Source organism: Paenibacillus sp. EKM301P (genome assembly GCF_011800295.1).
In the GTDB taxonomy this organism is placed as follows: domain Bacteria; phylum Bacillota; class Bacilli; order Paenibacillales; family Paenibacillaceae; genus Paenibacillus; species Paenibacillus polymyxa.
The window spans coordinates 65,262-89,184 of sequence record NZ_JAALFM010000011.1 but is presented as its reverse complement, the minus strand read 5'-3'; the positions used below and the strand labels follow the sequence as shown (position 1 = coordinate 89,184).

The 23,923-nt window shown below is 41.8% G+C and carries 25 protein-coding genes; 13 read left to right on the top strand and 12 right to left on the bottom strand.

The features are described 5' to 3' along the window. Window positions 1-153: 153 nt before the first annotated feature. The 3 genes from HFD99_RS20795 to HFD99_RS20785 all read right to left on the bottom strand — a co-directional run bounded on the left by HFD99_RS20795 (window position 154) and on the right by HFD99_RS20785 (window position 4,103). On the bottom strand, window positions 154-2,229 hold the full coding sequence (locus HFD99_RS20795) for a thioredoxin domain-containing protein (protein ID WP_045245182.1): 2,076 nt from the start codon (window positions 2,227-2,229) through the stop codon (window positions 154-156). A gap of 202 nt (window positions 2,230-2,431) precedes the next feature. Beyond that, entirely contained in the window at window positions 2,432-3,436 is a 1,005-nt protein-coding gene (locus tag HFD99_RS20790; RefSeq protein ID WP_117289874.1) for an alpha/beta hydrolase, read from the bottom strand. 397 nt (window positions 3,437-3,833) lie between these two features. After that, window positions 3,834-4,103 (bottom strand): CD3324 family protein, encoded by a 270-nt coding sequence (locus HFD99_RS20785; RefSeq protein WP_025364821.1) that lies wholly within the window; start codon window positions 4,101-4,103, stop codon window positions 3,834-3,836. Window positions 4,104-4,445: 342 nt separating this feature from the next. On the opposite strand from HFD99_RS20785, the gene HFD99_RS20780 reads away from it, so the two are divergent. The 3 genes from HFD99_RS20780 (at window position 4,446) to HFD99_RS20770 (ending at window position 6,962) form a co-directional block, all read left to right on the top strand. Then, window positions 4,446-5,168 (top strand): TetR/AcrR family transcriptional regulator, encoded by a 723-nt coding sequence (locus tag HFD99_RS20780; RefSeq protein ID WP_025364820.1) that lies wholly within the window; start codon window positions 4,446-4,448, stop codon window positions 5,166-5,168. Between the two features lie 26 nt (window positions 5,169-5,194). Beyond that, window positions 5,195-5,941, top strand: a complete 747-nt coding sequence (map, locus tag HFD99_RS20775) for a type I methionyl aminopeptidase (RefSeq protein WP_025364819.1) — start codon at window positions 5,195-5,197, stop codon at window positions 5,939-5,941. A gap of 484 nt (window positions 5,942-6,425) precedes the next feature. Further along, complete coding sequence (locus HFD99_RS20770; RefSeq protein WP_123797180.1) at window positions 6,426-6,962, top strand: DUF4303 domain-containing protein; 537 nt, start codon at window positions 6,426-6,428, stop codon at window positions 6,960-6,962. 147 nt (window positions 6,963-7,109) lie between these two features. Here the strand turns inward: HFD99_RS20770 and HFD99_RS20765 are convergent, their stop codons facing one another. Beyond that, window positions 7,110-7,820 carry an alpha/beta hydrolase gene (locus HFD99_RS20765; RefSeq protein WP_123797179.1) on the bottom strand — a complete coding sequence of 237 codons (711 nt, stop codon included), beginning with the start codon at window positions 7,818-7,820 and terminating at the stop codon, window positions 7,110-7,112. Between the two features lie 92 nt (window positions 7,821-7,912). Continuing rightward, window positions 7,913-8,638, bottom strand: coding sequence for an RNA polymerase sigma factor (locus HFD99_RS20760; RefSeq protein WP_025364818.1), 726 nt, complete (start codon window positions 8,636-8,638; stop codon window positions 7,913-7,915). Between the two features lie 199 nt (window positions 8,639-8,837). Here HFD99_RS20760 and clpP point away from each other — a divergent pair, with 199 nt between their 5' ends. The 3 genes from clpP (at window position 8,838) to HFD99_RS20745 (ending at window position 10,480) form a co-directional block, all read left to right on the top strand. After that, on the top strand, window positions 8,838-9,422 hold the full coding sequence (clpP, locus tag HFD99_RS20755) for an ATP-dependent Clp endopeptidase proteolytic subunit ClpP (RefSeq protein WP_016819011.1): 585 nt from the start codon (window positions 8,838-8,840) through the stop codon (window positions 9,420-9,422). A gap of 69 nt (window positions 9,423-9,491) precedes the next feature. Continuing rightward, window positions 9,492-9,698: a hypothetical protein gene (locus HFD99_RS20750; RefSeq protein ID WP_025364817.1), complete on the top strand. Its 207-nt coding sequence runs from the start codon at window positions 9,492-9,494 to the stop codon at window positions 9,696-9,698. Between the two features lie 116 nt (window positions 9,699-9,814). Continuing rightward, window positions 9,815-10,480: an MBL fold metallo-hydrolase gene (locus HFD99_RS20745; protein WP_025364816.1), complete on the top strand. Its 666-nt coding sequence runs from the start codon at window positions 9,815-9,817 to the stop codon at window positions 10,478-10,480. 1,011 nt (window positions 10,481-11,491) lie between these two features. Here HFD99_RS20745 and HFD99_RS20740 read toward each other — a convergent pair. The 4 genes from HFD99_RS20740 to HFD99_RS20725 all read right to left on the bottom strand — a co-directional run bounded on the left by HFD99_RS20740 (window position 11,492) and on the right by HFD99_RS20725 (window position 14,541). Next, complete coding sequence (locus HFD99_RS20740; RefSeq protein WP_016819008.1) at window positions 11,492-11,743, bottom strand: hypothetical protein; 252 nt, start codon at window positions 11,741-11,743, stop codon at window positions 11,492-11,494. Between the two features lie 5 nt (window positions 11,744-11,748). Beyond that, the gene (locus HFD99_RS20735) at window positions 11,749-12,951 is read right to left on the bottom strand and encodes a WXG100 family type VII secretion target (RefSeq protein ID WP_123797178.1); all 1,203 of its coding nucleotides are present in this window, start codon (window positions 12,949-12,951) and stop codon (window positions 11,749-11,751) included. Window positions 12,952-13,177: 226 nt separating this feature from the next. Beyond that, complete coding sequence (locus HFD99_RS26010; protein ID WP_375761841.1) at window positions 13,178-13,363, bottom strand: DUF6809 family protein; 186 nt, start codon at window positions 13,361-13,363, stop codon at window positions 13,178-13,180. Window positions 13,364-13,698: 335 nt separating this feature from the next. Next, the gene (locus tag HFD99_RS20725) at window positions 13,699-14,541 is read right to left on the bottom strand and encodes an alpha/beta fold hydrolase (protein ID WP_016819006.1); all 843 of its coding nucleotides are present in this window, start codon (window positions 14,539-14,541) and stop codon (window positions 13,699-13,701) included. A gap of 787 nt (window positions 14,542-15,328) precedes the next feature. On the opposite strand from HFD99_RS20725, the gene HFD99_RS20715 reads away from it, so the two are divergent. The 4 genes from HFD99_RS20715 to HFD99_RS20700 are packed head-to-tail and all read left to right on the top strand — an operon-like array spanning window position 15,329 to window position 19,329. After that, window positions 15,329-16,756 carry a spore germination protein gene (locus tag HFD99_RS20715; protein ID WP_016819004.1) on the top strand — a complete coding sequence of 476 codons (1,428 nt, stop codon included), beginning with the start codon at window positions 15,329-15,331 and terminating at the stop codon, window positions 16,754-16,756. A gap of 14 nt (window positions 16,757-16,770) precedes the next feature. After that, complete coding sequence (locus tag HFD99_RS20710) at window positions 16,771-17,979, top strand: Ger(x)C family spore germination protein (RefSeq protein WP_016819003.1); 1,209 nt, start codon at window positions 16,771-16,773, stop codon at window positions 17,977-17,979. A 6-nt stretch (window positions 17,980-17,985) separates the two neighbouring features. Beyond that, window positions 17,986-18,213: a hypothetical protein gene (locus HFD99_RS20705; RefSeq protein ID WP_016819002.1), complete on the top strand. Its 228-nt coding sequence runs from the start codon at window positions 17,986-17,988 to the stop codon at window positions 18,211-18,213. A 12-nt stretch (window positions 18,214-18,225) separates the two neighbouring features. Next, entirely contained in the window at window positions 18,226-19,329 is a 1,104-nt protein-coding gene (locus HFD99_RS20700; RefSeq protein WP_123797177.1) for a GerAB/ArcD/ProY family transporter, read from the top strand. A gap of 54 nt (window positions 19,330-19,383) precedes the next feature. On the opposite strand, the gene HFD99_RS20695 is transcribed toward HFD99_RS20700, so the two are convergent. Both HFD99_RS20695 and HFD99_RS20690 read right to left on the bottom strand, forming a co-directional pair. Continuing rightward, window positions 19,384-20,076, bottom strand: coding sequence for a pseudouridine synthase (locus tag HFD99_RS20695; protein ID WP_016819000.1), 693 nt, complete (start codon window positions 20,074-20,076; stop codon window positions 19,384-19,386). A gap of 140 nt (window positions 20,077-20,216) precedes the next feature. Further along, entirely contained in the window at window positions 20,217-20,408 is a 192-nt protein-coding gene (locus tag HFD99_RS20690) for a DUF3934 family protein (protein WP_016818999.1), read from the bottom strand. 336 nt (window positions 20,409-20,744) lie between these two features. Here HFD99_RS20690 and HFD99_RS20685 point away from each other — a divergent pair, with 336 nt between their 5' ends. From HFD99_RS20685 to HFD99_RS20675, 3 genes are all read left to right on the top strand, one after another. Next, window positions 20,745-21,257, top strand: coding sequence for a histidine phosphatase family protein (locus HFD99_RS20685; protein WP_016818998.1), 513 nt, complete (start codon window positions 20,745-20,747; stop codon window positions 21,255-21,257). Window positions 21,258-21,285: 28 nt separating this feature from the next. Beyond that, window positions 21,286-22,698, top strand: coding sequence for a hypothetical protein (locus HFD99_RS20680; RefSeq protein WP_016818997.1), 1,413 nt, complete (start codon window positions 21,286-21,288; stop codon window positions 22,696-22,698). A gap of 199 nt (window positions 22,699-22,897) precedes the next feature. Continuing rightward, window positions 22,898-23,326, top strand: a complete 429-nt coding sequence (locus HFD99_RS20675) for a VOC family protein (RefSeq protein WP_016818996.1) — start codon at window positions 22,898-22,900, stop codon at window positions 23,324-23,326. Between the two features lie 73 nt (window positions 23,327-23,399). On the opposite strand, the gene HFD99_RS20670 is transcribed toward HFD99_RS20675, so the two are convergent. Further along, window positions 23,400-23,783, bottom strand: a complete 384-nt coding sequence (locus tag HFD99_RS20670; RefSeq protein WP_016818995.1) for a winged helix-turn-helix transcriptional regulator — start codon at window positions 23,781-23,783, stop codon at window positions 23,400-23,402. Between the last annotated feature and the right edge of the window lie 140 nt (window positions 23,784-23,923).

Sequence of the window (23,923 nt, the reverse complement as noted above, 5' to 3'; positions counted from 1 at the left end):
ATTAAAAAAAATGCAATGTAGATGTTAAGAAAATGTTAGTTTCCCCACACTATACCTACCTCTTTACATAAAATAATCCCCTTGAAGGTGGCACACATAAGGTCATTTATCGAAATCACCATATGCTACACCCGCAAGGGGATTAAATACGCTTTATTCCATTCTATCCAGCAAAGCCTTAAAATCGTCGATATGGGTGACCGGTGCCTGACAAGCAAAATGCTCACACACATATACGGCTGGTTTGCCATTCACAAGATCGTAATCATGGATATAAGGAGCTAATTCTGCAATCTCCGGCTGTCCTTTATCCTTAAAAATAACAACCATATCCGGCCTAAAACCAGCTTGAACCACCTGAACGAACTGGGCAGTCTGCGGATCATCCCTTTGACCCACAATGACAATCTCTCTCGTCTTTCCCGTCGCATACAACAACGCGCTGAGCAGCGCTGAGTAGCCTGAGGGGTAATGAGCAACCATCCCGCCAAAAGCCTTAAACTGCTTGGCTGCATAGTCTTCCAATCGAGTTTCCCCCGTTAGCCGCGCAAGCCGCACAAAATTATGGGCCGCAATGCTGTTACCCGACGGAATCGCACCATCATAAATTTCTTTGGGTCTGGATATCAATTGTTCGCTATCTGATCCGGTAAAGAATAATCCGTCCCGTTCTTCATCCCAAAACAGATCAATCATATTCTGATTAAGCGTCAGTGCCCGCCGTAGATATTGCACATCAAAGGTCGTCTGGTACAACTCGATCAAGCCCCACACATAAAAAGCATAATCATCTACATAGCCGGGGTAAGCTGCCTGACCGTCCCGATACCGTGCCAATAGGCGTCCATCCCCCCGTCTCAAATGGTTCCACAAGAACGTCTCTGCCTTTCGAGCTTGCTCAGTATATCTGGTATCTCCAAAAGCTTGCCCCGCCTTGGCCAAAGCAGCAATCATCAACCCGTTCCACGAGGTCAAAATCTTGTCATCCTTTTGAGGATGAACCCGCTGCTCCCTAGCAGTAAACAGCTTGGCCCGTAGCTCACTGACCCGCTGCTCCAGCTCTGGCTCGGTCAAGTCATGCTTGTTCGCATAGGCTTCCAGATTGATATCAATCAGGTTTGGAATATTGTGGCCTTCAAAATTACCGTAAGGTGTGATTCCGTACAAATCGTTGAAAAAAGCGGCATCCTCATCGCCCAGTACAGACTTTATCTCGGAGTCGCTCCAGACGTAAAATCTACCCTCTTCTCCTTCAGAATCCGCGTCCTCTGCCGAATAAAAGGCACCACCTACATCCGTCATGTCTCTTGCGATATATGTAAAAATTTGTTCAGTGATTTGTCGATACAGTCTCTTGCCTGTCACCTGCCAAGCCTCTGTATACGTGATGGCCAACAAAGCATTGTCATACAGCATTTTTTCAAAATGCGGCACCAACCATTTCTCGTCCACTGAGTACCTTGAGAATCCCATGCCTACATGGTCGTAGATTCCGCCCCGTGACATCGCATCCAGCGTCTTCTCTACCATTTCCAATGCCTGTTGATTCCCCGTATGTTGTGCATATCGCAGCAGAAAAGACAAGTTATGTGGAGAGGGAAACTTCGGCGCTTCTCCGAAGCCACCATATTCATGATCGAAGGTGTGGCTGTATTCATGGAAAGCTTTATTCAAGCACTGCTCATCCAGTTCACCGCGATAACCTGCAAGCAAGTCCTGTCGTTCATGCTCGGTAAGTACCTGCTCACTCAGCTCCATCAGCTCATCCGGCTGTTCTTTCCAGCGGATTCCCACCTTACCCAGCAACTCCAAAAGTCCGACACGCCCAAACTTCTGCTCCTTGGGCAAATACGTACCCGCAAAAAAAGGCTTCTGATCCGGCGTCATCAAAATCGTCAGCGGCCAGCCCCCATGCCCCGTCATCGTCTCACAGATAGACATATAGATATGATCCACATCCGGACGTTCCTCTCGATCCACTTTAATGGATACGTAATCCCGGTTTAATACCTCAGCTACCTCTTCATCCTCGAAAGATTCTCTCTCCATTACATGGCACCAATGACAAGTTGAATAGCCAATCGACAAGAAAATAGGCTTGTTATCACGCTTAGCAATTTCAAAAGCTTCATCTGACCAAGGGAACCAGTTTACCGGATTGTAAGCATGTTGTAATAGGTACGGTGAATTTTCTTTGGCTAATCTATTCGGTTTGCTGCTCGTTGACATGGGGCATCACCACTTCCGTAGTTGGATTTTATGCTTGGTATTATTTTACCCTAAATGGGTGGTAAAAGTCGGAAGAACAGAAAAAAGATAATGACTCTCAACCGAATCTATCAATAAATTATTTATTCAGATCATAAGTAGGTATGAAAAAGCACCGTCGGATATTCTCCAACAGTGCTTTGTTTACTGCAATCGTACCTTATTAGCCTTTAGCATTATACTCATTAGCGTTTATATCAAATATGTTCAGAGCTTTCAGTAAGGCGTGTTCACTTGTTCTGGTCCCTTCTTTTGAAAAATGCGCATCTGGAAAAGCGGGAGACATATGATGGTATCCGGGATAAACATGTAATTCCACTAAGACACCATCAAAGACCAGTTGTTTAGCAAAAGATAAGGCTTCATCAATAAATAAATCAACGGTACCTATATTTATATAAGTCGGTGGTAACCCGGCCAATGACTTTGCACGGGCTGGCACATAATACTCACTTACCTCCTCAGAACCCGGTTCAATCCCCAATACAGATTTCCAGCCAAAATAATTACTTTGTTTTGTCCAAATAAACTCTCCTGCGTATGGATGCTCCGGTGCGATACTTGTGCGGTCATCTAGCATTGGCCTCATTAATCTTAGATGATGGATTTCGAATTCCTTCTGATCGCGAATGTACAAAGCTAAGCCAGCCGCCAAACCACCACCAGCGCTACTGCCCCCGACGGCAACTTTCTGAGTATCTATCTCTAACTCTTCCGCATGTTCAATACACCATTTTAGGCCCGAATAACAATCCTGTAACTGACTTGGCTGTACATGCTCTGGCGCTAGGCGATAGTACACAGATACACAACAGAAACCATGTTCTGCAGCAAGAGCTGCATTAGCAGGACGATCCACGACTGGACTTCCTAAGACCATTCCGCCTCCGTGTATAGAATAATATAGAGGCAACTTATTATGCTTTGATTGTTTGGGCTTAATGATTTCTATTTGAATATCTGGACCACTAAAATAACTTGGCACAACCTTTTTTTCCAATGTAACAGGGAACATCTGCGTTACATCTAATGGTTGCATCATTTGAGATTGGTTTTTACGTGATTCCATTAGTGTAGATTTGGTAAGATCGGTTGTTGGTATTAAATCAACTGCACTGATAATTTCTGGATCAATCAGATGTCTACTTCTACTTTTTTGCTCCCCCATGGTAGTCGTTTCCCCACTTTCTTTTTTCAATGACAATGAATCAACACATGTTTCCCTTCATTTATTCAGAATCGGAACCGTTCCAAATCCGTTGTTGCTGTCGTTTATATTCATATTTTAAAGATTAAAATAAGCTTTATAAATGAAAACAACGAGTTAGAATCATTTTTGACATAAAAACAATAATGAAAAAATGAGGTGCAATCCAATCTTTTGCCAAACAAAAAAACGTGACCGGATTGGTTTTTCACCGCGATCATCCAGTCACGCCCTAAGCTCACCATTTTATGAGCCAAAACTAAATTTATTGACGCGAGTATAGCACCACGCCACTTTGCAAATAGGTGTTTTATGTCCACTTCATGGGGTATCGATCGATATTCGCTGGCGTATCCCCCTACTTTTTATGTGAATACACAATTTTTTTAATGGTTTCGGTAGAGAGAAAAAACTCCTTAGCTAATTGCTCAATACTGCTACGATTTTGAAAAGCATTTCTGATCGCGGCATTTCGCTGTTCAAGCAACCTTCTCCCGCCACTCAAACTGCCCCAATCCATATATTCCGTTTTTGGCTTAGGAATATACAGAGTCTCTCCTTGAACATATTTTTGAATTTCCATAATTAGTTTTTGAGGTAAAACTTTTGTAGCATTCGTATATCTCAATTTTGCTCGCTCCTTATTTTGATTTTTTAAAATAAGGTGCAAAGCCAAAAATATTAAAAAAGCTTGTTCAGCGTTAAAAAATTGTTTCGCCCCATACAAAGTAACGCTTTCTCAATAATTGGCTTTGCATGAGTGTAAGAAGTCACAGACAATCCCAATAGATTCTCCATCAGTAGGCACCCCCTTTTACTTCGCAAGTATAGCATAACTCTGCTCACCTGATCTTCATCCATTTACGAGGTGCTGTCGGGACGCTTTTTTTGCTCGACTCTTGTTATTCGTAAGCCGATGTTTTATATTGACATAAGAGTAGGTCAAAAACAAAAGAGGTGAACGGACGAGATGTCTCCACGAACGAAGGAACAAAACGAAGAGATCCGGCTGCGGCGACTGGCACAAATCCGGAAAGCCGCTGCCGATGTGTTTTTGAATAAAGGGCCTTTACTGGAAATCCGTGATGTGGCCGTGCAGGCGGGACTCGGCTATGGCACGGTATACCATTATTACGGCAATAAGGGTGATCTGCTCCACGATCTGCTATGGGACGCGTTGGAGCGGTCCGGGGGATGGTTGGAGGCCCCGCGTGCTTCGGCTTCGGGGCAGGCGCCGGCGCGCGGGCATTTCGGCTTGGCTGTGGCGGCAGATATCGGGAACACGTCTGCCGCGGATTCCCAAAGCAAAAGCCGCGAAACGGCCGCTACCGCAGAGCTTGGCCCCGTCGCCGCCGCTGGCGTCCGGCTACTGCAGCTTTGGGCGGAGGACCACGCCCTGTACCTGCTGCATAAGCTGGCCGGTGAGGGCTTTGCCTCGCTGCCTGAAGCGCGCTCGGCCCCACTCTCGGCCGCTTTTCGCCGGGAGGTGCTCGCGCCGCTTGCCGCTTTGCTGGAGACTGGGCGTGCGGTGGACGAGGTTGCCGCTTCCGGCGAAAATACGGCAGAGTCGCCATATCGGCTACACCGTGCGGAAATGCTGCTGGCCGCCTTGGTCGGCTGCGCCTCGCTTTCGCTTCGTCGCGGAAAGCTGCACGAGGAGGCCAGGGATATCGCCCGGTTTTTAAAATTATAGAATGGATAAGGAGCGAATCATCAAAGATGATCATTTTAAAATCACCAAGAGAAATCGAAGAAATGAGACCGGCGAGCCAGATCGTTGCGGACTGCTACCGCGAGGTGGTCAAACTGATCGAGCCTGGGATCACCACCCGGGAAATCAATGACTTTGTTGCCAGACACATCACTAAGCTGGGCGGCAAGCAGTTTACGAAAGGGTACAACGGTTTCCCTGCCGAAACCTGCATTTCGGTCAACGATGTGGTCGCCCACGGCATTCCTTCGAATCAGGTGCTTATGGACGGCGACTTGCTGAAGCTCGACATCGTCGTGGAATACGGCGGATGGTTCGGCGATTCGTGCTGGTGCTATGCGGTGGGCAATATCCGGCCGGAGGCGCAAAAATTAATGAAGGTGACAAAGGAATGCTTGGATTTAGGGATTGCCCGTGCACTCCCCGGGGGCCGGCTCGGCGACATAACGTCGGCGATTCAACAGCATGCGGAAGCAAACGGGTTTTCGGTCGTACGCGATCTGCTCGCGCACGGGATCGGACGGAGCCTGCACGAGGAGCCGAGCTACGAGCATATCGGCATAGCTGGTAAAGGCATTCGGTTAAAGGAAGGCATGGTGTTTACCATTGAACCGATGATCAACGAAGGTACGTTTCGTATTACGATCGACGACGATCAATGGACGGCGAGAACAGCCGACGGCAAGTTGTCGGCACAATATGAGCATACGATCGCAGTTACACAGGACGGCCCACTGATTTTAACGGCCCAGTAAGAATAAAGATAAACAGTCGGGAATGCGTCATTTTAGGAAATAAGTCGCCAACCCGGCCTGCTTGGTCCGGCGAAAGTTCGTAATCCGAAACGTGAAAAAGCGCTGGTCCCAGGCTGGAACCAGCGCCTTTTTACATGGTTTGTATCTTTACCGATTGACGAAAAACCACATTGTTATGCGTTTTTTTAATTACATTATTTTTAATCAATCTACTAGTTGTTACAGATTTAGACTCTCTCTTGGTTAGCCTGTCTTGCGTGTATTTTTTTAATTGCACATCTTGCTATGGGCTGAGCAATCAATAGCTCAATCCAAAATGCTACACCAAAATTTCTAAACCAACTATGAAAGAAGTTCTGGAAAGGTTCTAGGCTTATTTGTTTCGTACCAACCAAGTTCCTATAATTGTGGTAGGCTACACGAGTCGTGCTAATAATAGTAAAGTATAATCAAGCATAAAACTCATAAAGGAGTATATGAACAGTTGAGCAATTTTCTGAGTGAATTTGAGGAAAGATTTAGAGCAGGATTTTTGGAAGATCTCAAAAGCATACTGGAAGAAGTGAAGGATGAAAAAGTTTACGCTTGCGCGTTTGGCACAGACAGCGATTTTGTCACCTTATTTCTAGCTGTTAATACGGAGGAATCACTTGTTAGACATATCACAAACATGAAAGCCCAAGACCTGTGCAACAGCAAGGAAGATGAAATTTATTACAGATGGGGATTAAGCGAATATCAATATGGCGATACAACACACCTCAATCATATTAGCAAATTTCTGTATGCAACCGACAATGTGTTGGACTATAAAGATGAAATGATAAAAATTATGGCCAAGGTAGTTAAAGAAACCGACGATGTACTTTTTACTCAATTCGGCCAATCCAAAGAAGATATTATTTTTTTCGTGTCCATGACAGATGATGATATGGCCGAGGAACTGGAAGATCAGTCTGTAATTCAGATGACAAATGCCAAATTAGTTGATGGCTTCTTGCATCGTTATCAACAATACTAAATCATTCTCTTTCACATGGTTTAACTTTTTTCCAATCTCAAACACTCACTTACCAGCTACTTATTTGTAACCTTTTGAAGATAAATACGGCGCTGGAAGGTACGTTAAATGGGAAGCAGCGAGATAAACTCCTTGCTTCCCATATGCTTATTTTGCGGTTAAATGTTCTTTCAACCACTGTCTATAAAACTGTAGTTGCTCTTTGGTGTGAAAATAATGCTTTCCACGTTCCATCACTTTTAGCTGGCAATGAAATCGGCTTGCAAACGTAGATATGACGTCATATTCACACAAGTCATCTTCAGAGCCATAAAGTATGGCAGTTGGCTTATTCCATGTATCAATTGGATGCGATTTAACATAGCAGTAATAATCCCAATAAAGTGTTCGCCCAATGGGTGTAGATATTTCTTTTTCAACTTTTAATCTATCCTCACTTACACTGAACCATGTCATCATATTTTTGATTATTCTCTCCATATCTAGCACTGGAGAAAGAAACAGACATTGTTTTAGTGGGAGATGATGATAAGCAAGCAAACTAAAATACGCACCCATGCTACAAGCGAAAATACTAATTTCATGCCATTGCTTTTGTGTGTAACGCATGATGATGTCAAGATCATGAACACAATTTTGAACTTTACAGACGTAGGTTTCTTCTTTGCGGTCACCATGTTCAGGCAAATCAAAACTAATGACTTGATACCCTTGTGCCGTTGCTTCTTCTGCAAATATAACGATCACATCATCTGCCTTGTTTGACATATTACCGTGGATAGCTATAAGTATCTTATCTGATTCACCACCCCACAAAATTGCCGGGATGCCCTCGATTTTCAATTTTTGCTTCATCATTACTTTATCCTCGCTTAATACAGCCTGTTGTTGTCTTCCTTATCAAAATATTCTTTGTGATTCTATCCTATGATACTACGATGATAAGAAAACTACGCCGCCATCATACTTATGGTATCGAAATTCGCTTGTTTTGCTGAGATGTGACTCCAGAGCAACTTATTATTGACGATACTGATCATAACTTCTGGTTCTATTACATCCTGGTAGGAAAGCATAACCAAAGTCGCAATATCTCCCATCTGATATGCAGCCGTTAATGCCCTTAGAAAAGTTTTCGATTTTCCACTTTCTGGTAATGATAATTCGCCTTTTAAGAGTTCCTCCTGAACTGCTCCTAACGATTTTCGTGCCCGATGAAGTGCAACTTTTACCGCTCCCTCTGTTGTGCCCAGTATGTCGGATGTTTCACTAATCGAAAATGCGAACACATCTCGCAGCAGGAAGACAGTTCTCTGAAGCGGTGATAGATGATTCATTAAGGACTGCAACGCTATCTCAATTTCAAAAGTTCCATGATCCGCTTCAGTCACTTTTGCTTGTTCCCTATTCAATATCCGAGTGAAGACTGCTTTTCTCCGTATCTCATCAATCCAGGTGTTTTTAGCAATCCGCAGCAGAAGCGCTTTGGGATTGGTATGTTCGAAATTGTTTAACTTTCCTAATGCTTTTACCCAAGTATTCTGAGCCAATTCTTCCGCATCCCAATTTGATTTCGTAAGCGACAGACAGTAACGCTTCAGGACCGCCTGTAATTCGTCAAAGTTGTGGATGTTCACTGAATTGTCTGTCATCTGTATAGAATCATCTATGTTCATAGGCCTTCTCCTCCACAGTCATATTCTGCCCTCTGCTAAAGCAAAACCATTTGCTACCTTCATTGTAAACGAATTAGGGGTTGTAGAAGTTACACCATATACGCAAATCGTTTTTCTAATAAAAACTCCGTATCTTTTTACAGTCTGGGTTCGTTTACAAGAAGAAATCAATTGAACCAAGAAAATGGGGGTATACAAAATGAGTGTTTATGTTCCTTATGTTGTTGAGCAAACCGCTCAAGGTGAACGATCATACGATATCTATTCCAGACTGTTAAAGGATCGCATTGTGTTTGTAGGAGCAGCCATCGACGATCAATTAGCCAACAGCATTATTGCTCAATTATTGTTTCTAGCGGCAGAAGATCCGGAAAAAGAAATCTACATGTACATCAACAGCCCGGGTGGCTCTACTTCCGCAGGATTTGCCATTTATGATACGATGCAGTACATCAAACCTGAGGTGCATACGATATGTACTGGATTTGCTGCTTCGTTTGGCGCGATCCTCTTGCTGGCTGGCACCAAAGGGAAACGTTCGGCACTACCGAATAGTGAAATTATGATCCATCAGCCGCACGGCGGCGCACAAGGGCAGGCCAGCGATATTGCGATCAGCGCCAAAAGAATTTTATTAACTCGTGAAAAGGCAACCCATATCACAGCTGAACGGACTGGGCAACCTTTGGAAAAAGTCGAAAAAGATATGGACCGGGATTTTTTCATGTCTGCTCAGGAAGCACTGGAATATGGCATTATCGATCAAGTGATAACTTCTTTGTAGAGTATGCACAACGACTTTATGCTTTCCCTGCTCCGGCCAAGAAACTACAAAAAAACACGAGGTGATATCATGTTAGCAAGTTTGCAAGGCAAGGAAGCAACTATTCATTTCATTGACGGAACATGTGCAAGCGACGGGGTATTGGACCAGATTGACGACAAGTACGTTAAATACCTTGCGCAATATCAGACGCTTGTTATTCCTATTACGTCCATTCGCACCGTAACCATTGATATTAAAGAAAGACAACCTTACAGAGTTGGATTCGCCCCATAAATCTACCATAGTATCACAGGTAATCGCCGATCCCACAAGTTTAAGCCATCCTTCCATGATTTGTGGAATCGGCAACCCGCATGGGTGAAAATTTCATTTTACGGAGGCATGGTATTATGGAAATCTCAAAGGGAGTGGAAATGCTTCAACTAGATTTTCATGGGAACAGGATTCATCCCATTCTGTTGTGGGATCGAGAAATGGCAGTGTTAGTAGATACAGGATTTCCAGGACAAATCGAAGATTTACGCATGGCTATGGAAAAGGTAGGCGTGTCGTTTGGCAAACTAAAAGCTGTGATTTTGACACATCAGGATGTGGATCATATAGGTTGTCTTCCTGAGATTTTGCAGGAGTGTGGCAACAATATTACAGTATATGCGCATGAGCTGGATAAGCCGTATATTCAAGGGGAACTCCCTCTTTTAAAAGATGGTCACCTTGAGAATCCCCCGAAGGGCAGAGTGGACAATACCTTAATAGATGGTCAGGAACTGCCGTTTTGCGGAACAATTCGAGTCATCCATACGCCTGGGCATACCCCTGGTCATATCAGCCTTTATTTGAAGCAAAGTAAGATTCTCATTGCTGGTGATTCGATGTACAGCGAAAACGGGATTCTCAGAGGAATTCATGCTCCGACTACACCTAATATAAGTGAAGCTCGTCTCTCATTGAAAAAGTACTTGGATCTCGACATTGCATCGGTGGTTTGTTATCACGGGGGATTAAGTAATGTAGCAGTTAATGACCAGATATTAGGACTTAGCAAAGGATTATAAAATTTACTCTTAGTTACGATATCAAAACTGGATTCCCTTGTAGATCGAAAGGGTCCGGTTTTTTCAGTTATGTGAGATGCCTCCATGTAGCGACTAGCGCAAAAATTCAATAAGAATTAATGATTGCTGCTTCCGTTGGCGGTGAACAATACTATTAAGAAAATTTATATGGTTTAATTCTTTCTAGATCTTTCATAATACAACAAATTGATTAACCCTCGAAACTGTAAATACAAGACCCCACTTTAACGAGATCGGAAGATACTGAATTTCCAATGCATATGCCAATATTTTTCTTCTCAGCTATTGAAGTTGAAATTTGAACCGAGCTAACGCTTAACACTGTCTCAACTTGATCTGCATTTTTAATAAGAATTTTATCTCCTATGATTTTTTTATTTCTGGGTAGGTTAAATGATCCAATTCTTTGTTTGTTCCTACTATGATTGTTCCTTCATCTATTGACTCAAAAGCCAAACTAACATTCATTATTTTTTCCATTTTAGACGTTGCCCTTATCGTTTTTCAATATATAGTCCACCCTTTACAATTTGGATTAGAACAACAACCACCTACTCTTTTAGATAATGTATTTTTTGTATTTTTGCAGAATTCATCTCTCACATTAACCGATCCTCCTAGCAATATGTATTTAAAAAGAACTTTATAGTAATAGTGATGAGAGACGTATTTCGGCTAGTTACTCAAATGATTTGAGTTGTTATTGGCATACTAAACATCTACTTTGATTAGTTTCATAGCTAAATATTACTATTACACCCACCAATCTTTATCAAATAAAAGTTTATCCCTCGAAAGTTGGATTACAGAATGTGTAAACAAACTTTCTCATCTATAAAGAAAGCCATCTGTCTACACGTATTTCCCAAGCCTTATACTGCACCTATGTAATAAAAAAAGTAACTCCTAATGTGAGAGCTACTTAAAAATGCTTAAATGGCATTGCCATTTGTTTCTACGATTTTTGTAAAGATAGTTTATATAATTCACTTACGATTCAATAGTCGTTTTTTCTACGAAGTTTCCATTCTCTTTAATAATCATCCTTGCCAACCTTCGTCCCGCTCTCTTAAAGAAAAATTCGTCAGTATAATTCTCTGAAACTATCGCTGAAATTTGATTTATGACCTCATTCTTTTTGTCATATTCTATTTTCCCCATTACATCCTCGCTCGGTCCATAACTATATACGACTCTTTCCTCGTCTTCGTAATCTTTTAACATGATTATATATACGGCCATTATTCTCACTCCTCGTAAATCTTCTCCCAATTCCATGGTCTTCCAGATTCTACAGTTTTATCATGCGCTGTTCTGTAATTCGTATGAAATATGCCTTCAAATCTCGATTCAAAAAGCTCATGATGTAGTAATTGTACATCAGAATCCACATACTTCCCATCGATTAATCTCTCCCACGCTTGTGATAGCTCAAAGTCTGGGTCAAATCTCCCGATTCCATGATCTTTAATGTGGATATCGTTAAAAACATGGTCTTTAATTCTTTGAATTCTATTTTGTGAAAAACCGGTATTTTTAGAAATAGCTTCTACGTCTTGATTTCCTAAATTCCTAAATTTTTCATACAACTCTTCTGCAATAGCTTCTTCTCTAAAAAATTGGTCTGGAGAAATATTACGAGCACCAGTTTCAGCATAATTAAAATCGTTTGATTTTATAATAGAAGAGCGCTGTTCACTATCTTTTAAGATATTGCTCGTACTTTTAGCGCCTTCATACTTAACGGATCCCTCCAAAAGATTTTTGGGCTTAATCAGTGCTTTGGTCGACGTAGAACCTATCATCAATCCTGCTGTACCAATCATATTAGCCCAGTGTTCCTTTGACCACGCATTGGTAGGATTGAATGCACCCTGAATCATGCCTGTTACTCCAAATGTACCGAAATTGAGCATGTCATTCCATGAATCGTTTTGTTTGGCTGCTCGTTCCATGTACCCTTGATACATTCCTTTTGGAATACCGTACGTCATATAATCCATGAAGCTCCAGAATGAATCAAATTTTTTCTCATATCGTTCTGAATTAGCTACTACAAAATCCTGACCAAGCTCTGCTAAGCTATCCGCCGATTTTTGGAAAGCATTTCGAGTATCTGGAGCAGGAACAGAACATGAATTAGGTGGAGGTGGTAAACAACTGGCGTCAATATTACCCGTTTCCAATAAATCAGTTAATCTAAACTTATCTGCATGATGGCGCAATTCTTTTGCAATAGAATCTGTAAGGGTAACAAATTCATTCATATTCTTCTGGGATGTTTGAAATCTGTAATAGAATTGCTCCTTCGTTATGCCCTCCCAGAATCGTTCCATAAACGAGATATGCTGCGATAACTTACTATTCATCTGCATCACCGTTTGCAGCGCAAGCTCAAACTTCTTAGAGACAGCTATAAGTTGTTCGGGTGTCACTTTAATGGTTGTCATAATGTACCTCATTTTGAGTTCGTTAGGACATAATACCATTATTCTAATTTATGGAAAACCTGCTTCATTCCTAATTGTTATAAGAATCAGAAGACTTATTCCCTATGACCTCTGACTTATATTTATTCAAATACTTCTCTTTTGCTGTCCATTCCTAAAATACATCTTACTTAAGTTATATGATTCACCTTATAAAAATAAGCCGATACATTGAAAGCTCGATCTCTTAGTTTCGGTAGTTTATCCCATCAATTATTTCAATTATCGTCAAAGCCCCTGCTTTGTACCCTGAAATATAATCTGAGGCAGATAATATAGAAATCAGTACATCATTTAAATCGGATAGTTCTTCGATTAATTCGTAATCTTGTTCCGACAATTTTGCTTTTAATGCTTTCATAGAAGCGGATATTTTCTGATGGACTAGCTCAAGCTCAGGGTTTTTAGGTTTGGTTCGTTCGCTTGGGTACCTTTTCCATAGTATAAATCCTCCAAGATACTCATATATTCATCTTCTTCTCCCTTTTAATAAGATTTTGTGTAAATTCCAGAATCGTAGATGCATTTTGTTCCCTGAAAATAGAATATCCCATTGTAATGTCAATAATGATGATTTAGCGAATATATCACTAGAAACCATTAAAAAGCCCTACCCCGTAGGATAGAGCTCTACTTTTCTAATGACAACTTTGACAAAGTTGCATTTTCTACTCTAATTTATCTGATCTAATTGTTCGGGTGATTAAACTAATTTGGCATCGAAGTGTGTTTTGAAATTGGATCGATAATTAAATCCCAGTCGTCATAGTGAATCTCATGTCCGGCACCTTCCAATGCCAGTAAAAACGCACCCGGAATTTCGTTAGCAAGATGTATTCCGTGTTCATAAGGGATAATCGGATCTTCAGTACCGTGTATAACCAGTGTAGGAACGTTTATTTCCCCTGTCCTAGCCAAATAGGATTCTCCACCTGACAGCATTGCGTGATTATTCATACTAGCCATATTATTGCTTCTTTTCCATTCTTCTTTTGCCAATTGATAAACCTTATTCTCATCGAAGGAATGCTTTGAACCTACTAGAATTCTTGATCTACCCACCACAAAATCAACCACCGATTGTTCGTTCGTCCAATCTATTGCTTCCATATTCGAGAAATAGTCCATAACCTTTTCCTCCATCGGTGGAAGATCGGGAGCAAAATTGGACGTGGCTAAAAGAGTCACCGTTAATACTCTGTCTGGATGTCGTAGAGCTATCATCTGAGTCAGCATTCCGCCCATAGACATCCCTACGATATGCGCTTGTTCAATCTTATAAGCATCCAAAACTCGAATCGCATCATCTGCCATGTCTTCAAAAGTATAGTCTGGTTGACCCGGTTCATAAGTTGTAGAACGTCCGACATCTCGGTTATCGTAACGAACGACAAAACGACCTGTATCAGCTAAACGCTGGCAGAATTCTTCCTCCCACCAGATCAGTGAGGATTGAGCGCCCATAATCAGTAATATTGCTGGGTGAACTCGCTCGCCGAAACTCTCACTACAGATTTCTATTCCATCGCTTTTTATAAGTAGTTCATTCATGTAGAATTCCTCCCTTCAATGATATATAACAAAAAAACACCGAATATTACCTTCATCACTTATCCTTATTAAGTACTTCCAGTGCCTCTGCCTTAGACAGACAGGAATTACCGATCTACTCGGTCGCTAGTTTAAGATATTTTGTTGCAAGAAATTTAGAAAATCTCTTTGCATAGAGCCAAGCGTAAGAATTTTTTTGATTATCCTGAACCTACTGTGCTGGCCTTTGATTTTAAATGACCATATTGCAGAAGACAGGTGTCCAGAATGATATTTTTGTTCCTGTAAATCAGCTATTTCATATTCAACTTTTTGTACTACTTTTGTGGAAAATAGATTGAGGAAAAGAATAATAATCCTATCATTATTTAAGAGTAATATGGCTCGACTTGTATAAGCCGAAAAGCTCTGTGGAGTTGAATAGCAGATGAGCATGTCAGATTCTCTATAAGGTTCTGCTAGCTTGTCGATCAATTTTTTTGTAATGAATAGCATGATCAAATCCCTCTCTATCTGGATGTTTAAATGAATTGACAGTAAAGAATATCCGTCAAAAATATTATACTACACAAGCAAACTATTCCAAAAAAGATAGTCATCTGTAGCCTGTTTGAATAATTGGATGAATTGAAATTTGGATAAATTAAGCTCTTTACATAGTATTATTGCAGGTATTGTATCCTCCACCGTTAAAGATGTTATTAATCTTAACGAAATGAATAAATCATGGATTATTGTGGTATTATTTCGGATTATTGTTAATACTACGTATCTGAGGAGGGGGACAATGAAGTTACATACCAAATTTTCAAGACAATTATGCCGGAATATCGAGCTCATTTGTGACTTCATGGGTAATAGTTCGGATTTTGTTGTTCGTGAGATCACAGCTGGTCATTCACACGCCGCTCTTTTTTATTTGGACGGCATGACTGACATGCAAAAGGTACAGGACAACGTGATCCGCCCGTTGCATGATCGTGTCTCCTCTGATGAGATTACTTTACCGTTATTAAAAAACGCAATTTTGGACATTGGTGAAGCAAGCTTCACTCAAAATTTTGAAGATGCTTTGGAACAGATCCTCTCCGGTGGTCTTCTCCTACTGCTGGATGATATGGATGAAGGATTGGTCATTTCATTGCCTGGATGGGAAGAACGCAGCATTTCGGACTCGAAGACACAGCCAGTGGTCAGAGGTCCGCAAGAAGCGTTTACAGAAACTTTGCGTACGAATACGACTATGGTTCGTCGAAGGGTGAAGGATACAAGAGTACGTCTTACTTCAGTAAAAGTTGGCGAAAAAACTAAGACCGATATATCTGTCATGTATTTACATGGAGTCGCTGACCCAAAAAAGGTGCAGGACATGATATCCAAGTTAAAGAACATGCAAGTAGAAGGTGTGCTTGAAAGCGAATATTTGGAAGAATGTCTCCATGAAGATAAGCAATTCACGATATTTCCACTCTTTTATAATTCTGATCGCCCAGACTCCATTGCAGCAGGAATCATGGAGGGGAAAATTGCAATATTTGTGGATGGATCTCCCTTCGTCATCCTTGCACCTGCGGTGTTTGCAGATTTCCTCCAATCCGCAGAAGATTATTATCAGTCCTATGTTTACGGTAGTATCATTCGAATATTAAGGTACATCTGCCTAACAATCTGTATGTTGGCTCCGGCCATTTATGTCGCATTAACGACATTCCATCAGGATATGATTCCAACAGTTTTATTATTAAGCTTATCTGCGCAACGTGAAGGAGTTCCATTCCCAGCATTTATTGAGGCGATGATCATGGAAGTGGTTTTTGAAATTCTGAGGGAGGCAGGTCTCCGTATGCCACGGACGGTCGGTCAAGCCGTTTCTATTGTCGGGTCCATCGTGATTGGCCAGGCAGCTGTAGAAGCAAACATCGTTTCGGCTGTTATGGTCATTGTTGTTGCAATAACTGCCATTTCGAGTTTTGTCATTCCCTCGTACACCTTTGCTATTCCAATTCGGATATTACGTTTCGCTTTCATAGGCATAGCCGCTATGTTTGGTGTGTACGGATTGACTGTCGGTATTCTCATGCTCTTTGTACATCTAAATGGGCTCCATTCATTCGGTGTACCGTATTTGAGTCCCTTTGCCAATTACAAATCGTCGGAGCAGAGGGACGCCATATTGCGTTTTCCATATAAAACTAAAAAACAACGCAAAAACTAAAGGAGTAGACCATCATGAACTCGTACCGATCCACCATTTTATTAACGTTTATGTGCATCTGGCTAATGGTGTTTCTTACGGGTTGCTGGAACAGTAAGGAATTGAGCGCAATTTCCGTCGTGATGGCTCTGGGCATTGATGCAGTTGATGACCAATATGAAGTCAGTTTACAAGTGGTTGACCCATCGAAAATGTCTCAGAATTCCCCTATGGAACGGACGCCAACGATCGTTTTTTCCAAACGCGCCGATACCATATTTGAAGCTATTCGAAAATTAACAACAGAATCGTCTCGGAAAATGTATATGTCTCACTTAAAGTTTGTCATTTTCGATGAAAAAACGGCAAAAAAAGGAATCAAGGAGCCGTTGGACTTTCTATTCCGTGACCATGAAGTTCGGCCTGATTTCTTTTTGGCCGTTGTCAGAGAAAATTCGGCAAAAGAGGCCGTTACATTTGTAGCTCCAACCGAGATCTTGCCTGCAATGGATATGTATAAGGCATTAAAGAACTCTGAAAAAGCATGGGCTCCAACTTCTGCAGTCAATGTAAAAGATCTATTGCAGAAATTTACGGAGGATGGCATTGAACCGGTTCTCACCGGTATTCGACTGACAAACCTAGAAAAAGGTCTAACTATTGATAATGTGACAAAATCGCCCCAACATGTTAAATATTTTTTCACTGGAATTGGTGTTTTCAAGGGCGATCGACTTATCGATTGGATGAATGATTCGCAAAGTAAAGCCTTTACCTATATATCAAACCGTGTTTCCAGTACCGTAGCTTCCATCGATTGTCCGAATTCCAAAGGTAAATTTGTTGTTGAAGTAATCCGTTCCAAAACAAAGATGCGCCCACAAATAATAGATCATGAGCCGCACATTACTCTGATTGTGGATACAGAATCCAATATCGGAACGGTCTCGTGCAAGGCCGACCTTAAGAATGAAGAGACATTTAGAGATTTTCAAAAATCAGCTAAAGAGCATCTGGAACAGTCTTTGAAGGGAGGCATTCGAAACGCACAACAAATGGGTTCCGATATATTCGGATTTGGAGAAGCTTTTCACCGCAAGTTCCCGCATGAATGGCATAGATGGAAAGAGGATTGGCCACAAAAATTCCAAACTCTTAAAGTGGATATTCAGCTCAATTATCGTTTAGTTCGGTTCGGAGACATTACCAGTCCAATTGATATGGGAATACACAATCAGGAGTGAGTACATATGCTTTATGTTATTCTCGTAACTTCCATTTTAGCATCGTTGTATGAGTTTAAAAAATTTAAAGAGAAACAATATGTACGTGAAATTGTATTCAGCTCAATATTGTTGATTATAGGCGTCATATTGATTATCCTACGGATCGTCAGCATTAAACTGCCGACTCCACTGACGGGCATTCAAATCCTATTTCAACCGATAAGCCGGTTACTTACAGAAATGTTATCTTAAGGAGGTATTGGGGTGAATTCCAACTTGACCGTTCGACAAGCTATTATGTGGTTTGCATTATATCAAATAGGAAGCGCATATCTGGTACTCCCAGCGGCAATTACCGCTACCGCTAAACAAGATGCCTGGCTCTCCATCCCAGTCTCCTTAGGGTTTCATCTGTTATTGATACCTTTATATGCCTCCATCGCTAGGCAAATACAGGGAAAATCTTTCGTAGAGCATCTCCGTTGCCTCTTCGGTCCCGTTTTGGGCGGGACGATCAGCATCGTTTTCATTTTTTTCTTTCCCTTTCTTGTGTTCATTATGACGCTTCGAAATCTGGGCGACTTTATCACGATAGCTATTATGCCTGAAACTCCCCCCGACGCGATATATTTCATCATGCTAATAGTCATTTATTTCGCCGTTCGATCAGGCCCTGCTGTAATTGGCCGTTGTGCGGAAATCCTGTTTTTTTTCCTTCTTGTTCTGTATCTTTTGGTCAGGATTACCCTTCTTCCTGAGAGCAACATAGATAATGTGCTCCCTATTTTTGAGTATGGTTTAAACCCTATCGTTCTCGCTTCGTTCAATTTGTTTGCCTTTCCCTATCTTGAGGCATTTCTGTATCTTTTTTTCGCACAGTACATCCCTGATCCAAAAAAGTGGAGAAAGACAGTGATAACATGTGCTTTGATTAGCGGCGGCATGTATTTTTTCATGGTTCTACAAATAATCGCCGTGATGAGTGAAGGTGTTGTATCTAATTTGACGTTTCCTACTTTTTTTATTAACCGAACAATCAGTAGCGGAGAGTTTCTTCAACGGTTTGAAATTTTTGTTGCCGTGTTTTGGTTTGTCACCATTTTTTTCCGACTCGCACTGCTTTTATATGTGTCAGCGCAAGGGCTTGCAGATGCTTTTCGCCTGCGGAGCGCTAACTCTCTCTTAATTCCTCTGATCCTAATTGCAATGGCAATGGTTCATTCTATCTGGCCAAACATGCAGTTTATAACCATGTTTTTTTCAGTATGGCCTTTTTACGCCATGATTTTCGGTATTGTGTTTCCTATTGTGTTATGGCTGATGGGCAAGGTAGGCGGCTCGTTGAAATTACGTAAAAAGTATCACTAAAGTTGCGTTGGCTGTATGAACATACGGTCCTCAAATAAACTTTTGTTGTACTCATTATTGCAATTTAGCAAGAAGTAGCTCCAGTTCCTCCTTCTCAAGATGTCTCCATTGCCCACGTTCCAGATGATCCAAGGTAATATTCATAATTCGAACACGTTCCAGCTTTAGCACCCTGTAGCCCAAAGCCTTGCACATTCTACGAATTTGCAGATTCAATCCCTGTGTCAAAATAATACGAAACTCGTATTCGCTTATATGTTCAACCTTACACGGTTTGGTAATGACGTTCAATATTTCAACGCCGCGAGACATGGTCTGTGTAAATTCATCTGTAACAGGCTTGTCTACCCTCACCACGTATTCCTTCTCATGGCCATGCTCGGAACGCATCATTTGGTTGACAATGCTTCCATCGTTGGTTAATAAAATGAGTCCCTCTGACGCCTTATCCAGTCTGCCAATGGCAAAAATACGTGAAGGATAATTGATATAACGAATAATATTGCCCTCCACTTGCTCCGCTGCCGTACATACAATGCCGATAGGCTTATTTAATGCCAAATATACGGGTTTACTACGGTTAACTGGGATAGTTTCCCCATCAATTAACACGATGTCCTGTGGCTCTACTTCCGCACCCGCTTCACATACTCTACCATTAATTGTAATCCGCCCTGCTGCAATCAGCCTGTTCGTTTCCCGACGTGAGCAGAATCCTGTCTCACTAATGTACTTGTTAATTCGCATGATTCACTTCCTTTACATCGTAGCATCAGATTTATAGATAACTATAGAGAGTAAATCTGTATTGTTTTATTAAAAAAACATCTGATTACATATGCATAATCAGATGTTCGACTTTGAAAACAACCCTATACATGCTCGGCTTACTTACTTCTGCCGCCTCGATTCCCATTTGGCTTGGCAGCAGCGCCTTTTGCAGCTCCGGTCGCTGTATTTCCAGGTGCACCGGTAGCAGCACTTTTTCTCCTTACTGGCTTCGCTGTTTTGTTCCAGCGTGTCCAGCCTTTACTTCCCGTACCTCTGCCGGTTCCGCCACCCTTACTTTTTCCACCCATATTATAATCACTCCATGACTAGTCGTTCAGATTTAACTAAGCTATCATACCATTACTTTGAACATAATGCCCATTTGTTTTGAAAACAGAAGCAATGAATTGAAAATATTTATGTATATCAGTCCTGATCTACTATAAAACTGGATAAGTAGCTTTTAATCGTTTGTTATAGTTATATTTTTTTTGATTTTTAGATTTTAACTTCGCAAAAATTAGGTGTCAAAAAAAGGACAGCATAATCATGTGAAAGCTCACACATGTTAGTCTCTGGGCGAAAAAAATGTTTACTTAAATTCCTTTAAAGGATAATTTTATCCGAAGAAAGAGGGGTGTTAAATGAGTACTGATGTAAAGCTATATGTGGCTCGCCACGGTATTGGAACTGGTAACGAGCCAGATGCTCCACTCAGTTCAGATGGCTTTAATCAGGCGGAACAGTTAGCTGGTTTTCTGTCCCAAATGGAAGATTTACATGTAGACCGCTTGATTTCCAGTCCATATACGCGAGCCTGGCAGACTGCGGAAATCATCGAAGAAAGATTAAAAATCAAACTTGGTCCACCTGGAAACCGCCTTAGAGAGCAAGGAGTAAGAGGTGTTACCGAAGAGGAATCGGATGAAATGGTTATCGCCCGGGTCACTTCCCTAACGGAAGAATTGCTGAAAAGCGATCAACACACCTTTCTGTTAGTCACCCATCGCTTGATCCTAACACTTCTGTTGCATCACTATGCTCCAGATTTTGTTCTGGAGGAGATAACAAATCCGGATCTCTATCTTTTAACGTTTCGTGATGGAAAGTGCCAGGTAAAGCGTTTGTGGAATACGATGCAGCCTGTTGTAGTTTAATTCAAAAAAACTGGGAGGTAAACTAATTATGCAAGGAATGCTGGAAAGAAATCGCATCACTACTGTTACCAAACCGGATGTATCCAACATGTCTCTTTGTATCGAAAATGTGAAGAAGGCTGTGCTCTCCAATCTTCAGGGACCGTCAGATCCTACAGACTATCATCAACTGATGGGAAGACTCCACGCGGCCAAAGCCAAGCTGCCTAAAATATATCAAGAAACGGTTGCAAGTCCGTTTATTAAAGAACTGGACGAGCTCGGGCAACAAGGCTTCACTGAAATTTTAATTCAGGACCCAAGCAGAACTAGAGCTGCCGGACTCATGCTGGATATTGCTCAGAGCATTTTGCAAAATGGAGAAGGGTACAATGTCCTCGCGACCGATGCTTTTCAGGAAATTGTGAGCGACCTGTATGACGGTTTTCTTAGCGCAGAAGATCGCCAAGGAATAAAAGAGCCAGATCTCAGTATCATTCCAGCTCTTGTAAAATGGGGAGCGCCGGAAAATGGCCCATACACATGGCCCGCTGACGCCACAGCCGCATTTAAAGTGCAAGCAGCTATAGTTAGCCTTCCTCCTGCACATGCGACAAACGGTCTAATGGCTTGGTCCAGTATCCCGCATGAAGTATGTGGTCATGATATTTTGCATGCTGATCTGGGTCTACTTCAAGAGTTGGCCAATGTCGTCAGAAACAGATTAAACAGCGAAAATATTGGACAAGGGCTACCGGACTACTGGGCTTCTCGCATTGATGAAACCGCGTCTGATGTATTGGGTGTCCTAAATTTGGGACCAGCAGCTGCCATTGGTTTGGTTGGTTATTTTCGGGGTATGAATGCCGCGTTTTCCGGCAGAGCTCAACTTCGAAATGAGGGACCTGCCCGTGATCCACACGCCGCAGATATTTTACGGGGATACTTGGGTGCCTACGCCACTGCACTGTTGGAATTTGACCAAGCTGGAGCATGGGCGGAAATCATTGAATCGGAAACCGACAAGGATTTGTCCAATATTAAACTTAACGGCAGAGCTATCGACGCTAACACAGCAAAACGTTCTGCACGTATTGTGGCAGAATCCATAATGAAGACTAAACTTATAAGCCTCGAAAACCACAGTCTGGATGAAATCCAGAACTGGAGAAACGAGGATGAGAGCGTCGCCGCACATTTACGAACCTTGCTGCAAACTACAGGTTCGCTTACTGACGAGCACCGTTCCGGCTTCTACGCTGCGCATGTGGTAGCTGCTGCTATCACCGAGGGTCTTTCTCGCGAAGCGGATCTGCAAGTTATATTTAATCGGATGATATCGCTGTTAAAGCTGATGCACGACACCAATCCTGCTTGGGGACCACTTTTCGTACAGCATCCCGGCGACATTTCACGTCATCTGCTCTATCATCCAGCCTCTCCAAACTTGATTTCCATCTAGCCCATCCATAATCATAACCCGCAAAAAGTTTGTTTAAGGGCAAACATCCTTTTTGCGGGTTACTTTCCTTTAAAAGACGCTCCCCCCTTAACGGCTACGTGTTAGCATGTCAGCAAGAGTGTATTTTTGCTTGTGCACAGGTTAATAATGAAAATAAGAAATTAGCCTGTAAAAAATCAGCCAAAAGGGAATGACGCAGATGTCAGTTGATGTTTATCTTAACTTTAATGGAAACTGTCGCGAGGCAGCAGAATTTTACGCACATGCATTTGGGACTGAGAAACCAAAGATCATGACGTTCGGGGAAGCACCGCCCAACCCCGATTATCCTCTACCAGAAGAAGCCAAAAATCTGGTCATGCATACGCGGCTTCAAATTGATGGAAGTAATGTGATGTTTTCAGACGTTTTTCCTGGTATGCCTTTTGTTGCGGGAAACAACATCAGCCTCGCCATCGTCAATAAGGACGAGGAGAGAATTCGTTCGTACTTTCATAAGTTAAAAGAAGGCGGAAGTATAAACATGGAGCTTCAAGAAACATTCTGGAGCAAATGCTACGGTAGCCTTAAAGATAAGTTTGGAATTGAATGGCAATTAAGCTATGATAACGAAATGACCGACAGTTAGGCCTTTTATATTGTCATGCGACAGTGGAGCCTTCGCAAGCTATTCTGATTGAATGCTTTGTGAGGGCTTCATATCAATCGCAGCCTTGAAATTCTTCCAAAACCTTGGATTTGTCTCCATGGATCTTATCCAGGTGATTCTCTCCCCAATAGCATAAATGGTCTAGTGCGGGTTTTAATCCCCAGCCGTACTGCGTTAACTCATACTCCACTTTAGGTGGGATTTCATTATAAACCTCTCGTGTAACAATCTCATCCTTTTCCAGGCTTCTGAGCTGAGTGGTCAGCATTTTTTGAGTAATGCCAGGCATTAACCGACGAAACTCAGACGATCGTTTCCGTCCTGTCATCAGATGGTAGATAATTAAAGGCTTCCATTTTCCTCCCATTACCTCTAAAGCTGCTTCCACTCCAACTTGATACTTCTTTTGAACCCTATTTTTGGTCGGTTCATTCATTCCTTTATCCTCCTTTAGAAGGCTACGTTTGCTAAAAACAACCCATCACTTCAATTCGTGACTCAGGTCAATTTAGGTAATCTACCTAGGGCACTTCCATGTTCCTATGGCACCTGTATTATCCTATAGAACGTAAAAGT